This is a genomic window from Phytoactinopolyspora halotolerans, assembly GCF_010550675.1.
GTDB classification, from domain to species: domain Bacteria; phylum Actinomycetota; class Actinomycetes; order Jiangellales; family Jiangellaceae; genus Phytoactinopolyspora; species Phytoactinopolyspora halotolerans.
Genome location: NZ_JAAGOA010000015.1, coordinates 1 through 15,501 on the forward strand (window position 1 = coordinate 1; position 15,501 = coordinate 15,501).

At 66.9% G+C, this 15,501-nt stretch carries 8 protein-coding genes; 2 read left to right on the plus strand and 6 right to left on the minus strand.

Features of this window, described 5'->3' with window-relative positions:
* Positions 1 to 941: 941 nt before the first annotated feature.
* The gene (locus G1H10_RS19980; RefSeq protein ID WP_163741051.1) at positions 942 to 3,830 is read right to left on the minus strand and encodes a helix-turn-helix transcriptional regulator; all 2,889 of its coding nucleotides are present in this window, start codon (positions 3,828 to 3,830) and stop codon (positions 942 to 944) included.
* A 1,096-nt stretch (positions 3,831 to 4,926) separates the two neighbouring features.
* On the opposite strand from G1H10_RS19980, the gene G1H10_RS19985 reads away from it, so the two are divergent.
* Positions 4,927 to 5,313, plus strand: coding sequence for a DUF234 domain-containing protein (locus G1H10_RS19985; RefSeq protein ID WP_312856613.1), 387 nt, complete (start codon positions 4,927 to 4,929; stop codon positions 5,311 to 5,313).
* A gap of 382 nt (positions 5,314 to 5,695) precedes the next feature.
* On the opposite strand, the gene G1H10_RS19990 is transcribed toward G1H10_RS19985, so the two are convergent.
* Together G1H10_RS19990 and G1H10_RS19995 are read right to left on the minus strand one after the other, a co-directional pair.
* Complete coding sequence (locus G1H10_RS19990; RefSeq protein WP_163741053.1) at positions 5,696 to 6,148, minus strand: Hsp20/alpha crystallin family protein; 453 nt, start codon at positions 6,146 to 6,148, stop codon at positions 5,696 to 5,698.
* A gap of 178 nt (positions 6,149 to 6,326) precedes the next feature.
* Positions 6,327 to 11,207 carry an NAD-glutamate dehydrogenase gene (locus G1H10_RS19995; RefSeq protein WP_163741055.1) on the minus strand — a complete coding sequence of 1,627 codons (4,881 nt, stop codon included), beginning with the start codon at positions 11,205 to 11,207 and terminating at the stop codon, positions 6,327 to 6,329.
* A gap of 240 nt (positions 11,208 to 11,447) precedes the next feature.
* Here G1H10_RS19995 and G1H10_RS20000 point away from each other — a divergent pair, with 240 nt between their 5' ends.
* Positions 11,448 to 11,942: a DUF2505 domain-containing protein gene (locus tag G1H10_RS20000; RefSeq protein WP_163741056.1), complete on the plus strand. Its 495-nt coding sequence runs from the start codon at positions 11,448 to 11,450 to the stop codon at positions 11,940 to 11,942.
* Between the two features lie 74 nt (positions 11,943 to 12,016).
* Here the strand turns inward: G1H10_RS20000 and G1H10_RS20005 are convergent, their stop codons facing one another.
* The 3 genes from G1H10_RS20005 to G1H10_RS20015 all read right to left on the minus strand — a co-directional run bounded on the left by G1H10_RS20005 (position 12,017) and on the right by G1H10_RS20015 (position 15,430).
* A complete protein-coding gene (locus G1H10_RS20005) occupies positions 12,017 to 12,616 on the minus strand; it encodes a hypothetical protein (protein WP_163741058.1) in 600 nt (199 codons plus the stop codon).
* A 39-nt stretch (positions 12,617 to 12,655) separates the two neighbouring features.
* On the minus strand, positions 12,656 to 14,284 hold the full coding sequence (gene pruA, locus G1H10_RS20010; RefSeq protein WP_163741307.1) for an L-glutamate gamma-semialdehyde dehydrogenase: 1,629 nt from the start codon (positions 14,282 to 14,284) through the stop codon (positions 12,656 to 12,658).
* 165 nt (positions 14,285 to 14,449) lie between these two features.
* The gene (locus G1H10_RS20015) at positions 14,450 to 15,430 is read right to left on the minus strand and encodes a patatin-like phospholipase family protein (RefSeq protein ID WP_163741060.1); all 981 of its coding nucleotides are present in this window, start codon (positions 15,428 to 15,430) and stop codon (positions 14,450 to 14,452) included.
* Positions 15,431 to 15,501: the final 71 nt, after the last annotated feature.

The following is a 15,501-nucleotide window of genomic DNA, read 5'->3' on the forward strand; positions in this document are numbered from 1 at the left end:
GGTGACGTCGGCACGAGATGCCATCGACAACTCACTTCCCATGCCCCAGCAGCGTCGCCGTTACGCGGGCATTCCTACGTGAGGCACGGAGAGCGTGTCGCGGGCATTTTTCGTGAGTCTCGTCGTGCGGTGGACAGAACGAGCACCCACGTCATAACATGACAAGTGCCACGGACGATGGTTCGTGGAAGTGAGCCGGGCAGCTCTCCGGACGGTGAGTCGGCCCGGCTTTGCGCTGCTATTGGCGGCACTCGAGCACGGTTTTTGCCATAGGCTCTACGCGACGCTGCCACTCCCCACCCGCGCCATAGGCCCACGCAACCACATCAGCTGCCGATAGAAGCGGCTCACTGGTAGCGGGCACCATCGCGAACGTCACTCTATGCATCGCGCCAGCTTTGACCAAAGACTCACCGATCACTGCCCGGTCACGTCGATCCTGATCACAACTCTCCACCAGAATTCGCGTCACCCCTTCATCTACAAGTCTCGGCACTAGAGTGGCGAAGCAGTCATCGCGAGCTTGACGGTGACTCCGCGCGCCGACAACTGACTTGGCCAGATGCGTCACAAAGATTCCGGAATCCGCCATTCGAGAGACAATCAATCGGCGTCTCCGCGGGCTCTCCTTGGTCATGTGCACCCGCGAGCCTTCCGAGAGCTCGCGCATCAACCGCCGCCCACGATGTAAGTCCCCAGCCGCCGTTACCGCCGCCACCAAGACATAGTCACGGCGGCAAGACTCGTCAACGAACGCGTGTAGGGACATGATCACAGACTACGAACTTCCACCGTCAATGTCAGATCGCGAAAGCCTGCGAGATCGCCCGGATCGCTCCAACTTGGAATTCTATACAAATTGCGTGATCAGACTGATTAATGCGTTGCTGAATTTGCCCATATCACTGCCAGCGTTACGACGAGGGTCAATTCGGACTCTGTCACACACCGGCGGAGCCGTGGCCGCAGGGACCGGAACCGGCGCCGACCGCCATGCTCACCAGCTCCGAGCGTGACCGGACACCAAGCTTGCGGTAGATCTTCACCAGATGGCCTTCGATGGTGCGCACCGACAGGTACAGCTCACTCGCGATCTCACGGTTGCGCCGACCCAAAGCGACGAGGCCGGCGACCCGCTGCTCGGTCTCGGTGAGCCCACCGAAGCCACCGGCCGGCAGTTCCGTGATACCGGGGCCGGTGCGCACGCCCGAACCCGTGCGGACGCCCGAGGCCCCGCGGATGCCTGAGCCATTCTCCGACTCGGCCCGCTCGGCCAGACCCAAGGCGCCGCTCTCCCGGGCCAGCAACGCGGCGCGCTGCAACCACTCCGCGGCCTCGGTTCGCTGTCCCAGCCTGCGCAGCCGCTCGCCGTAACACAGCCGCGTGTGTGCCAGTTCCACCAGTGACACCGCATCGGAGCCCGGCTCCACGGCGGCGGCGAACAACTCCACGGACTCCTCTGCCTCCGCCACCAGCGCACGGCACCGGGCAAGCGCATGCCGTCCCCACACCGTCGGCACTCGCGCCACCCGCGACTCGAACGTCACCAGCGCCGAACGCGCCCGCTCGATCTCTCCGACCCGGACGCACGCCTCGATGAAGTCCGGCTCCGCCGCCAGCAGCGACGGATCGTCATACGCGAGGGCGTACGATTGCGCCCGTTCCAACGACGCCACCGCCTCCTCCGGCCGATTCAGGTACAGATGCATGGCGCCGCTCTCGGACTGCACCAGGGCCGTCGTCCACCAGTCACCGAACCGGTGCGCGATCTCCACCGCATCGGCACGCGACCGCTCGGCGGCCTCGACGTCGCCCATGAGGGTGTAAACTCTGATCATCAGAGCCGGGACCTCGCCACGCCGGGTCCTGGCCGCGCCGAGAACGCGGCGCCATGCCCGCGCCGCGTCGCGAGCGGCCAGCAGCCGTCCGGCCCGCATCTCCAAAGCGGTCGACACCGCATGGACGTGCCCGGCCACCACCGGGGAGGTGCCGAAACGACCTCTCTCGACGACCGCACGGAGCAGCTCACGTGCCTCGGTGAACCGCTCCACGCGTGTCAGCACCAACGCGTGCCGGATGGATCGCGCGGGATTCGCGAGGACGTCCACCATCCGCGAATCGACCTCGATCAATTCCCGGGCGCGGTCGAGCTCGCCGCACAACGATGCCACCCACGCCGCCGTTCGCCGATACAGGCCCTGGGTCTCCTCGGACAGCGCGGCCTCGTTCTGCTCCACCAGGTGCAGGTATCGCCGCGCCTGCAGCGGCTCGAACCGGTCCGCGAACCCGGCCGCACCGACCAGCCAGAACTGAGCCGCAGCGTCGGGATCCGTCCGCGCCAGCAGGTCCGCCTGGCTGTCCACCAGATCGGCGGGCACCTGCCGCTCACCCAGCACACGCGCCCGCGCCTCGAGCAGCGCCAGCCGTGCACTCTGCCGCGCCGGCATCTCCACCTGGACGCGTTCGCGGGCGATGGCAATCGCCTCGTCGGTGCGTCCGGTCTGCAAGGCCAGCGTCGCGCTCAGCACGAGCCGTTCGCATCGCCGTTCCGGGTCGGATGTGAGCCGGAACGCCTCCCGCGCGAAAGCCACCGACCGCTCGTACTCACCGCGCGACACCAAGTCGGCCGACCGTCGCTGCAGGTCGGCGGCGAGCACGTCGTCGTACTCCAGTTCCGCCAGCGCGCGATGCCACAGCACCTGGTCCGCGTCGCGCTCGTCGTACGCCTTCGCCAGGAGTTGATGTGCCCGGACCCGGTCCTGCATGCCGGAGGCGTGCCACACGATCGATGCCAGCGCGGGCTCGCGCAGCCGGAACGTGCCGTCTGACACGGTCAGATGCTCCCGAATCATCCAGTCCGTCGCCGCCTGCGACGCGCCGGCCAGAGCCGACAGCACCGGCGCGAGCCGCCCGTCGGCGCTGACCGCCGCCACCAGCAGGGCGAGACGACGCTCGTCGTCGATCTTGTCGAACTCCGGGCACACGATCTCCCGGACGACGGGCGACGACGGCAGGAACCGGTCGAGCATGGCCTGACCGGTCCGCTGCTCGGTCCGCAGCCGTCCCGCCACGTCGAGCAGCGCTCGCGGGTTGCCGCCCGTGCGCTCGTAGAGTACGGCGGCGACACTCTCCGCCATGTCGTCGTAGGCCGAGAGCAGCACGTCGATGGCGCTGTCCCGGGTCAGGCCGCCCAGATGGAGCGTCGGCAGGCCGTCGAGCAGCGAGACCGAACCCGTCCGGTGCGGGTCGGCCGCCAGCACCAGCGCGACCGGTACCGACCGCAGCCGCCTGGCCACAAAGCCCAGGGCTTCCTGCGACCCGGAGTCGAGCAGGTGCGCGTCGTCCACCGCGATCAGCACCGGCACCTGGATCGATCTCAGCAACGCCAGCAGCCCCATGGCAGCCTGATACGTGCTCGCCGCCTGGTCGTCGAGGCGCTCGAGGAATTGTGCCGCTTCGGACTCGAACGTCGTCCCGCCGTCGTCGGCACGCAGACGCTCGCCCGCCAAGGAGCCGAAGAGGCCGGACAGGATCAGGTGCAGGCCGGAGTACGGCCACCCGCGTTCCGCCTCGACCGCGGTGACGCGTGAGACCACAGGCTGAGCCGCGCCTCGGGATTTGTCTCCGGCACCGGGCGGATCGTGAACGCCGGGTGCGTCGCGAACCATGTCGGCGACGGCTCGCAGGAGCGCGGTTTTGCCGACGCCGGCAGGGCCGACGACGATGCTTGCGCCACCATGCCCGCTGTGTAGCCCGTCGACGACAACGCGCAGCTTATCGAGTTCCCGTTCTCGTCCGAGAACGATTCCAGCCGTGCTGTGACCCCTCATCAGCGTCCCCTCTGCCCACCATCCCGGGAACGAACCCGGTTTCTGAGGGTACCGGTTTCTAGTTGCAACGCAAAAGGCCCAGTTGTCGGGACATGTTCGGCAATCGACCCATGAATCGTGCATGTGACGCATATTGCGCTCTGGCGCAGGTTTGCTCACGCATTAGTGACGAACACGGTGGACGCTGCGCTGTTCCGGCAGTAGCCGATCAGCCACTCCCAGCGGCGTCCGCGTGTCTCCGCCGGCGGGACGGACGAATTCGTCGGCGACGGTTCGGCTGCGTCCGGTTGGACGTTTGCAGCAAGTCCGCAGCGTCATCGCGTTCGGGCTCGCCCAGCGTCAGAGCCGGCAGTGTATCCACGGCAAGCACCGGGCTCTGAGCCCTGCCGAACAATGACAGCAGATCGACGGCCACGTCCTGCGGCGGCGGTACAGCGTCGAGACCGCGGACCACGGCGCCGATCCGCATCTCCGTCTCCGGCCGGGCGGCTTGCGGCCGGGCGCCGGGAAACCGCCCGCGCCGACGGCCGGGCACATCGACAGGCGGGTATGTCCAGCCGGCACGACGATGTCAGCGAGGCCCAGGCCCAACGTACGACGGCCGCCGAACGGCCGCTCTTGTGAACCGGATGGACGACACGCGACGGTGACCGTCGGTTGATCCGTCGGCCGGGAAACCGGCGACTCGCCCGAGCCCGTGTCCCGGCGGTGATACTCCGCTCCCATGGTTTGGGGGGCGCGGAGCGGAGCATCACCTTCCCTGGAGACAGGTGAGACACGCCAGCCTTCTGCGACGGATCACCCTTGCCTATCAGGAGACGGCGGGGAGACGAATCAGCACGCGGGTCCCCGAGAAATTCTGTCGATCCGGCCCGCGCGGGATCCACGTGAGACTTCAGCTGGGTGAACTTCACTTGACTGAACTACAGTGAACTGAACTTAGACGGAGCGCGTCATCGCCGTCGATCGCCCGCTTTCGACCCGATCTCAAGAGAAAGACCGCGTGGCCGACCCATATCTCCGCTTCTACCTGGCATTTCTTCAGACGGGCCTTCCCGCCGTCGAACGTAGCTGACCGGATCTGCTAATACGAAGGATTCAACGCAGCTGGGAGTCTTGGAGGGGGCGGGCGATCGAGCCCGTCGTCCGGGACGCGGTTCTGCGTATCGCCCCTGAATTGGGCTGGCCCGACGTCGAACAGGTCGGTGGCTGGTGGAACCGCCAGAACAATCCGGAGGTCGACCTCATTGGGGCAGATCGTCCGGAGGTTGCCCGCCGAGTCGTTTTTGCCGGGAGCATCAAGTGGCACGAGACGAAGCGATTCGACGATCACGACCACCATATGCTCGTCCGCGAGGCCACAGCCGTCCCCGGTTTCGACGAGAACACCGACCTCGTGGCAGTAAGCCGCGGCGGATTCGCACCCAGCTTGCCGGTGCGGCAGATCGGCCCGACGGACCTCGTCGAAGCATGGCAACAATGATCAGCGAAGATTCGCGCTGCGCTGTCCACGGTGGACGCTCCGCTCCCGAGAATGGGGGGCAGGGAACGGAGCGTCATCCCCCGTGGATAGGCGGGTGAAGACTGCGTGGACACCGCGACCGTCACCCTTGCCATAGAAGAGGCGTCTGCGCAGCGAATCAGCACGCGGGGTTCTGACTATTCTCGGCTCGCGTCAGCTGGGCGTCCGAGGGAGGGCGCGGCGCCGCATTCGATCGACGCGGACCCATGCTCGGTAGCACTCACTGCGGACGCGGCGAGGTACCCGTCGCAGCCACTCTTCGCGCGAACGAATGACCATCCAGCGTCACCTCCATTGGTGAGTCGGCGGGGGGCCGGGCCACCGGCCCCCGCCTGAGCCAGAACTAGGACTGGATCTCCTGTGCCGACGAACTATGCGTCTCGACAGCCTGACCGACATCGGCTCGTGTGACCTCGATACGGCGCGGCTTCGCCTGTTCAGCCACGGGAATGGTCAGGGTCAGCACACCGTCGGCGTAGGTTGCATCGATCTTGTCGAGCGACAGGCCGTCGCCCAGGTTCAACTGCCGCGCGTAGGTGCCGACGGCACGTTCCCGCGCCAGCCACTGCACGTTCTCCCGCGAGCGGCCGGTCCGCTCGGCGCGGACGGTCAGCGTGCTGTTCTCGACGCTCACGTCGATCGAACCGGGATCGATGCCCGGGAGATCGAAGTGAAGGACGTAGTGATCCTCGGTCCGGTAGAGATCCATCGGCATGGTCGCCGCATTGCGGGCCGCGCCCAGCAGGTGCTCGGCGAGACGGTCCATCTCGCGGAACGGATCGAAACGAGTTACCACACCAACCACCTCCTGACTCTCACTGCTTCGCCCAAGTGCGGAGCATTCACTGGTGTGATGCCGCCGTCTAACCCTGGGCATCCCGGATGAACCCAGGATGACAGGCGGTTGCAGTACATAATTTAGCACTCTCCACCCCAGAGTGCTAGTCCGCTGCGGCGACTTTCACGTACGGCGGTCAGCCCGGCGCCGCATGCAACAGGGACCGGACCACGCGCACGCCGACCGAGAGCCGGGCGAGGTCGAACGATTCCCCCTCGATGATCTCGGCGAGCGTGCGGCGCGCGCGGGCGACCACGGCCTCTTCTTCGTCGGACCAGGTCTGCACCCGTTCTTCTGGCTCGGCGTTCTCATCCGTGTGCTGCAGCACCTGCATGGTCAACGACGCGTGGACGCCATGCAGGTCGTCCCGCAACGCGGCACGCGCCATCGTCTTCCAGCGATCGGTACGCGGGAGGGCGATGATCCGCTCCAGCAGCCGGCCGAGACCCAGATGCTCGCCCAGAGCGAAGTGCACCTTGGCCACTTGAACCAGGTCCGTCCCGGTCGCCAGCGAGTTCTCCACCATGCCGAGCCCGGAGTACGCCGGCGGCAAGACCGCCACGCGCACCGCCAGGTCATCCGGAACGCCCGCCTTGAGTAGATCGTCCCGCCGCGCCGTGTACAGATCCAACTCGCGACCGGCCAGCACGTCCGGCAGCGCGTCCAGCAACCGGGCGATCGGCGACTCGAAAAAGCCGATCTGCCAGGCGATGTCGATGGGTGGACGGCGGTTGACCACCAACCAGCGGGTGACCCGCTCGCTGATCGTCCGGCCCGCCAGCCTCATCCGGGTCTGCACGTCCGCGGAGACCACATTGTCCAAGGCGGAGACCGCGGCGTAGAGCTCGGGCATCTGGAAGACCGTCCCGGCCACCGTGTGCGCCCGTGCCAGATCCTCCAGCGAGCCCCCGGTCTCCATCGCCAACCGGAACGCGAACGTGGTCCCCGCCTGATTGACCAACTCGTTGACGAGCGTGTTGGTGATGATCTCTCGCCGCAGCGGATGCGCGTCGATCCGGTCCGGGTAACGCTCCCGGAGCGCACTCGGGAAGTACGCGTGCAACAGCTCGCCGAGGTGCGGGTCGTCCGGCAGCTTCGTCTCGAGAAGCTCGGAGTACATCGTATTCTTCGTGTACGCGAGCAGAACCGCCATCTCCGGGGAGGTCAAGCCACGGTTGGCGTTCATCCGCTCGTTCATCTGCCGCTCCGTGGGCAACGCCTCGATCGCCCGGTCCAGCTGCCCGTCCGCCTCCAGTTTGCTCATGTACGCGCGATGCACGTGGGCCAGGTTGTGCGAGTTGCGCACGGCCATCGCCAGCGCCACGTTCTGCCCGTAGTTGGTCGCCAGCACCAGTTCCGCGACCTCGTCCGTCATCTCGGTCAACAAGCTGTTGCGCTGCTTCTCCGTCAGGTCGCCGGAACGCACCACGCCGTCCAGGAGGATCTTGATGTTGACCTCGTGGTCCGAGGCGTCGACGCCGGCCGAGTTGTCGATCGCGTCGGTGTTGATGTAGTGCGGCCGTTCTTCGGTGGAGCGCAGCGCGTACTCGACCCGGCCACGCTGAGTGAACCCCAGGTTCCCGCCCTCGCCGACGCATGCGCAGCGCAGCTCGGTCGCATCGATGCGGATCGCGTCGTTCGCCTTGTCGCCGACGTCCGCATGAGTCTCGGTACTGGCCTTCACGTACGTCCCGATGCCGCCGTTCCACAGCAGGTCGACGGGTGCGGCGAGGATGGCCCGCATCAGCTCCGCGGGCGTCAGCGCCGACACTGACGATCCGAGGTCGAGCCGCTCGGCCACCTGCGCGGAGATCGGGATGCTCTTGGCCGAGCGCGGATACACGCCGCCGCCCTCGCTGATCAAGTCGGCCGAGTAATCGTTCCACGTCGAGCGCGGGAGCTCGAAGAGGCGTCGGCGCTCCTGGTAGGACGTTGCGGCGTCCGGGTTCGGGTCGAGGAAGATGTGCCGATGGTCGAACGCGGCCACCAGCCGGATGTGCCGGGAGAGCAGCATGCCGTTGCCGAACACGTCACCGGACATGTCACCGATGCCCACCACGGTGAAGTCCTCGTTCTGGCAGTCCCGGCCCATCTCGCGGAAGTAGCGCTTCACCGATTCCCACGCACCGCGCGCCGTGATGCCCATCGCCTTGTGGTCGTACCCGGCCGATCCGCCGGAGGCGAACGCGTCGCCGAGCCAGAAGTCGTACTCCTTGGACACCTCGTTCGCGATGTCCGAGAACGCCGCGGTGCCCTTGTCCGCGGCCACCACCAGGTACGGGTCGTCGCTGTCATGCCGGACGACGCGCGACGGCGGCAGCACCGTGCCGTCGTCGGCGCGATTATCCGTGATGTCCAACATGCCGCGGATGAACGTCTTGTAGCACTCGATACCCTCGGTCAGCCACGCCTCCCGGTCCGCCGACGGATCCGGTAGCCGTTTGCCCACGAAGCCGCCCTTGGCCCCGACCGGAACGATGACCGAGTTCTTCACGGCCTGGGCCTTGACCAGGCCGAGAATCTCCGTCCGGAAGTCTTCCCGACGGTCCGACCAGCGCAGACCGCCCCGAGCGACGGCGCCGAAACGCAGGTGGACACCCTCCATCCGGGGCGAATAGACCCAGATCTCGAACTTCGGACGGGGTTGCGGCAACTCCTGGATCGCCTGTGAATCCAACTTGAAGCTGATCGCCGTCGAGCTGCCGTTCGACCGGAAGAAGCTGGTCCGCAGCGTCGCCTGGATCAGCCTGAGGAACGAGCGCAGGATGCGGTCCTGGTCGAGGCTGGCCACCTGATCCAGCGCGTCCTCGATGCGTTCGGCGACCCGTCCGATCGCCGCCTCCCGGGCCTCCGGTCCTCCGGTCCGGTCCGGATCGAAACGGACCTCGAACAGCTCGACCAGCATCCGGGAGATGTCGACATGCGCCGAGAGGCTCTCCTCCAGATAGGTCTGGCTGAATGTCGAACCGGCCTGCCGCAGGTATTTAGCGTAAGCGCGGAGCACCGACGCCTGGCGCCACGACAACCCGGCCAGAGCCACCAGCGCGTTGAAGCCGTCGCTCTCCGCGTCACCCCGCCAGGCGGCGACGAACGCATCCTGGAAGAGGCTCTTCAGCCGATCCCCGTCGCCGCTGTGCAGACTGGTGAATCGCAGACCGAAGTCGTAGATGTACACCGGCGCTTCCGCTTCCCGGCGCACGATCTCGTAGGGACGCTCGTCGACGACCTCGACGCCCATCCGGGACAGCAGCGGCAACATCCGCGTCAGGGAGATCGGCGTCCCGGTACGGTAGACCTTCAGCCGCCGGTCGGTGGACGAGGCCCCCACCGGCCGGTACAGGTTGAGGCTCAGCCCGTCGGCCTCTGGCAGCTCCTCGAGCCGTCGCACGTCGGCCGCCGCCGTCCGCGCCGGGAAGTCCTCCTTGTACCCCTCGGGGAACCCGTCCTTGTACCGCCGTAGCAGGCGCGCGGCCGACTCTTCGCCCAGCTGCTCGGCGAGCGCGTCGGAGAAATCGTCCGTCCACGCCCGCGTCGCCGCGGTCAGCTGCCTCTCCAGCTCTTCGGCGTCGATGTCGGGCAACGGGCGGTCCGGTACCCGTCGTACCACGAAGTGCAGCCGCGCCAGCATCGACTCGCCCAGCCGCGCAGTGAAGTCGATCGACTCCCCGCCGGTTGCGGCAAGCAGCAACCGCTGAATGCGTTCCCGCACGTCCGTGTTGTAACGGTCGCGCGGCAGATAGACCAGGAAGGAGAGGTACCGGCCGTAGTCGTCGCGGCGGACGAACATCCTCAGCTGCCGACGCTCGTGCAGGTTGACGACCGCCAGCGCGATCGGCAGCAGTTGGTCGACCGGGGTCTGGAACAGCTCGTCGCGAGGGTAGGTCTCCAGTACCTGGAGCAGATCCTTGCCGGAGTGACTACCAGGCGCGAACCCGCTGCGCTCGAGGACCTCGCGCACCCGGCGCCGCACCACCGGTATGCGCTGGACACTCTCGATGTAGGCGGCGGAGCTCAGCAAACCGAGGAAACGTCGTTCGCCGATGACCTCGCCGTCGTCGTCGAAGATCTTGACCCCGATGTAGTCCAGGTACGCGTCCCGGTGCACGGTCGCCTTGGAATTGGCCTTGGTGAGCACCAGCAGCCGCTTCTCCCGGGCCTTGGCACGGACCTCCGGCGGCAGCTTGGCGAACGAACCGGACAGGTCTTGGTCCGCGCGGAGAATGCCGAGACCGGAACCGGTTGCGGCCCGCAGCGCGTCGTCGCCGTCGATCTCTTCCAACAGATACTCGCGGTAACCGAGGAAGGTGAAGTGATCGTCGGCGAGCCACCGAAGCAGCTCACGCGATTCCTCGACCTCCTCCTCCGGCACTGGCAGCGTGTCCGGCGTGAGCGACTCGGCCAGGTCGATGGCTCGCTGTCGCATGCGCTGCCAATCCTCGACCGCGTCCCGCACGTCACGCAGCGCGTGGCGCAGCAACTCCTCGATGCGCTGCTGCTCCTCCGGGTCGTCGCGCCGGTCGATCTCCACGTGCATCCACGATTCGACCACCGCGTCCGGGATCTCGCCCAGCCGGGCGTCGTTGTCGTCCAGGTCGATGATCTCCAGCAGGTTGCCCGCGACGTCGCGGCGGACGATGATCTGCGGGTGCACGATCAGCCGGATGAGGCTGTCGTTGTTGTGCAGCGCCATGGTGATCGAGTCGACCAGGAACGGCATGTCGTCGATGACGATCTCGACCACGGTGTGCCCGGTCGACCATCCGTGCTCGTCGACGGTCGGCGTGAAGACGTCCACCACGGCGGTGCCCTGCGGCCGGTATTCGGCCGCGCGCCGGTGCGATGCCGCGGCGCCGAAGATGTCGACGGGATCCCGGTCGACCAGGTCTTCCGAGGCCACGTGCCGGTAGTAACGGCGGAGGAACCACTCGTCGGCGTGCCGGTCGTGACGGTCGCGTTCGGCGACCGCTGCCGCCTTCGCGAGTAGCTCCGACTTGGCCTCTTCCAGCCTGTTACGCATGGTGGTCTACCCCCGCGACGTTCGCGCCATGGACCTCGTTGTCCACGGTCACTACCACCCTAATGCCCATCCATGCGTCCCGCCCGCGGACCCTAAATGATCATGTGAAGTGGGTCTTCTCGTGCCGTACCAGGTCTGCAGGCATGGTAGTGCTGGAGAAAACCCACTTCACATGATCATTTAGGTGGGGTGGTGGGGGCGTGCGGAAAATGTGGGGGGTATACGTCAGGATTAGGTGTCATGGAACTGCACAGCGAACTCCGGTTCGACGCCGATCCCTACGCCGTGTTCGGCATGCTGACCGACGAGGCCTACATCGCCAAGAAGACCGTCGCCGCCAAGGCGCTACGGCATCAGGTGTCGGTCAGCCGGGACGGGGACCGCGTCACCATCGAACTGGTCCGGATCATGCCACCCGATGTACCTGATTTCGTCCGCCGATTCGTCGGCGAAACGATCGACATCAAGCAGACCGACGTCTGGGAACCGGCCGCACCGGACGGGTCCCGGAACGGCAGGATCACCCTGGAGATGGTCGGCATGCCGGTCACGTGCAACGGAACCATGCAACTGCAAGGATCGGGTACGACGACGACGGTCACCATCCGCGGAGACATCAAGGCCGCGGTACCGCTCTTCGGCGGCAAGATCGAGGGTGCCGTGCATCAAGGCCTGACCGAAGCCGCCAAGATCGAGGAGCAGGTCGGGCGCGCTTGGCTGGCCGGCGAGCGGTAGCCCAGCCTTCGGGCGCGCCTGGGGCGGCGTCGCCCGCGACCCGTCCGGCCCCGGCGGACGCCGGCCCCGACCGCTCAGCGTCCGGGGATACCGCCGTCGACCGCCCGTAACGGCACGCTGCGTTCCTGCGGGCTCGGCCGTCGCGCACCCTGCCGTGGCGTGGACGGCGCGCTCGGCATCGAGGAATCCGTGTGTTGCCCAGCGCTCGTCGTCTCGCCACTGTCTCGATCGACGAGCGCCTGAGCCAGCTCGGCCGGCCCGGCCACCATCATGGCCAGGGCCCGGCCGAGGTCGTCCCGGTCGAGAGGCTCTTCAGCGGTCCGGCGCAGCCTGTCGGACAGGTCTATCACCTTGTCCGCAGAGCCCAGCGCCGAACGCGCCGCCGTGAGGTGACCACGCTGCAGCGGCCGTCCGGCGATCATCTGCGCGAGCGCATCCGCCGTGTCGCTCCAGTCCGACTCCGGAACTTGCTCGCCGACCAGACCGGCGACGCCCGAGATGACCCGGTCCGCGGCGGCGATCAGCTTCTCCGCCGTCTCACTGTCGCTGTCCAGCGCCGCGAGACGAAGCGCGACTGCAGTGACCAGAGCACTGTCGGCCGGGCTGCGCCGAGGCTGCGAAAGGAGCCGGACGGCTCGTGCAACATACGGCCGGGTCGGCAGCCGATCATCCATCACGGTGACACCTCAAGTTCGTCAGTCGTTACCGGGTTTTCAACCCATGTGCGGATATTCGTGCCCACGCGGAGGAACGAACGTCTCCTTAATAGCACGTGTGCTGGTCCATCGCAGGAGATTCTGCACTGAGCCCGCTTTATCATTCGTTCCACTGGCCCTGCTTCCCCCGAATGGCTGTTGCCCCACGATGGATCCGGTCGGCTTGTCATTGATATAGAAGTTGCCTGCAGCAAACCTTAGGGCATCGGTGGCGGCCGCGATAGCCGCGCGATCCTGAGCGATGATCGCTCCGGTCAGTGCGTAGGCAGCCACCCCCTCCATCTGGTTCAACACCCGATCATAGTCAGCGTCGTCGTAGACGTGGACACCGAGAATAGGCCCGAAGTACTCCGTGGTGAAGATCTCGTTCTCCGGATCGCTGCTCTCCAGCACCGTCGGCTGGACGAACCAGCCTTCCGAGTCGTCCACTCGGCCACCCGCGACTACCTGCACCGACGGGTCTTCCTTTGCCCGATCCAGGGCGGCCGAGTGCTTGGCGAACGCGCGCTCGTCGATGACGGCGCCCAAGAAGTTCCGGAAATCGGTCACCGGCCCCATCGGCAATGACTCCGCCAACGACAGGAAGTCGTCCCGCATCCGGTTCCACATGCTGCGCGGGATGTAGGCCCGCGAAGCCGCCGAGCATTTCTGCCCCTGGTACTCGTAGGCGCCTCTGACCAGGGCAGTCTGCAGCACCTCCGGATCGGCGCTGGGGTGTGCGACGACGAAGTCCTTGCCTCCGGTCTCGCCGACGATGCGCGGGTAGCTGCGGTAGCCGGAGATGTTCTCTCCGACCGTGCGCCAGAGCGTCTGGAACGTCGCCGGGGAGCCGGTGAAGTGGACCCCCGCAAGATTCGGGTCTGCCAGAGCGACCTCGGATACGGCCAAACCGTCCCCGGTCAGCATGTTGATCACGCCCGGTGGCAGGCCGGCGTCCTCGAGCACCCGCATCGTGATCTCCGCGGCCAGCTGCTGGGTGGGGCTGGGTTTCCAGATCACCGTGTTGCCCATCAGCGCCGGCGCGCTGGGCAGGTTGCCGGCGATCGCGGTGAAGTTGAACGGCGTGATCGCGTAGACGAATCCGTCCAGCGGGCGATGGTCGACCCGGTTCCAGACCCCGCGCGCCTGCGCGACCGGTTGCTCGGCGAGGACCTCGCGACCGAACGCCACATTGAACCGCCAGAAGTCGACCAGCTCACACACCGCGTCGATCTCAGCCTGCTGGATGGTCTTCGACTGACCGAGCATGGTCGCGGCGTTCAGCTGCGCGCGGTAGGGGCCGGATGCCAGCTCCGCGGCCTTGAGGAAGATGGCCGCCCGGTCGTCAAACGATAACGCCTGCCAGGCCGGGGCCGCTTCCTGCGCCGCGGCGATCGCCGCCCGTGCGTCCTCGGCCGTGGCGTTCCGCATCGTACCCAGGACATGGTGCCGAGCGTGCGGTTGGACGACGTCGATCTCCTCACCGCCGGCCAGCTTGCGGTCACCACCGATGGCACAGGTCAGCTCGGTCCGCCGGGAGGACAGCTGGGTCAGGGCCGTTTGGACGTCGTCGCGTTCTTCGGAACCGGGAGCGTAGGAGAGAACCGGCTCATTGGCGGGCGGGGGTACCTTCGTCACCGCGTCCAGACCACGCGGGGCGAACGTGGCACACATAGCGCACCATCCCGTTTCTTCATCGAGCTTTTGCGGTCCTTGGCCAGTATCCACCTTCGTGACCGCGGCTCGCGATACTGGGTGATAAACACATCAGTGTCATTCGGCGGGCGACGGCCGAAGAGACCGGCTACCTGCTCAGGCAGCCGACTCCGAATAGCTCGCCAAAAGCTCCGCCGACGTGCGCACCGACGTCTCCAGGACGCGCAGCCGCCGGGTCGTGTCCATGACATTCCCACCGATCTCGGCCAGATCATCCGGCCCGGGACACAGAATCGTCACCTTCGTCCCCTCGGCGCGCAATTTGTCCGTCTCACGCAGGCACCGCCGGGTCACCCGAACTCGCCATTTCCGTTCCACCCGGGACAGCAGAGCGCGCGGCCGATCACTGGAGAACGAGACCGCCGGCGCCACGACGAACACCTCGTCCAAGCCCAGTCCGGCGAGAAGATCGACGGACGTCGCCGAGCAGGCGCCACCGTCCACATACCGGCGCCCGTCGATCACGACGGGCGCGAACCAGCCTGGAATGGCACAGGACGCCATCACTGCTTCGGACAGCGGCGCCTCGGGCGTGCCCTCCCTGCCGAACGGGACCCGCCGCCCGGACTCGTAATCCATCGCGACGATCCACAGACCCGGGTGCGGTGACCATGCGCCATCCGGCGACACCGCAGCCACCAGGTCACCGATGCTGCGCAGATCGCCCCGGCCCTCCGGCAGGAACGCCGCCAGCACCGCCGTCGGGGGCAACTTCCGCAGTCGCGTGATGTTCCGGGTGACCAGCCGGGGCGAGCCGACGCCCAGCCGCGGACGCATCGGACGCGACCCGCCCGTGGCATGGTCGTAATCCCACAGATAGCCGGCGAGCGGACCATCGACCGGCCGGCCGAGTTGGTGCCCGTACAGCTGCCGCACGCTGACACCCGCGCCCAGCATGGCCGCGGTCACGGCTCCGGCCGACGTTCCCAGGATGTGATCCACGGTGCGCATGTCGACGCCGGTGGCGTCCTCGATGGCGGTCAGCGCGCCGACTGTCCATGCCGCACCCAGCAAGCCGCCCCCGCCGAGGACCAATCCTCTACGGGGGCCTTCACCCACGTTACGCAGAGGTTTCATCTCTTCATTGTGCATGACGATCTCGTGGCGTGCATGGGTCACCGATTCCGGCTCGAGCCACCGCTGATGTC

Coding starts and splice junctions, on each gene's coding strand:
- G1H10_RS20015 (WP_163741060.1), bottom strand. CDS start 15,430: ATGAAACCTCTGCGTAACGTGGGTGAAGGCCCCCGTAGAGGATTGGTC.
- G1H10_RS19980 (WP_163741051.1), bottom strand. CDS start 3,830: ATGAGGGGTCACAGCACGGCTGGAATCGTTCTCGGACGAGAACGGGAA.
- G1H10_RS19995 (WP_163741055.1), bottom strand. CDS start 11,207: ATGCGTAACAGGCTGGAAGAGGCCAAGTCGGAGCTACTCGCGAAGGCG.
- G1H10_RS20005 (WP_163741058.1), bottom strand. CDS start 12,616: ATGGATGATCGGCTGCCGACCCGGCCGTATGTTGCACGAGCCGTCCGG.
- G1H10_RS20000 (WP_163741056.1), top strand. CDS start 11,448: ATGGAACTGCACAGCGAACTCCGGTTCGACGCCGATCCCTACGCCGTG.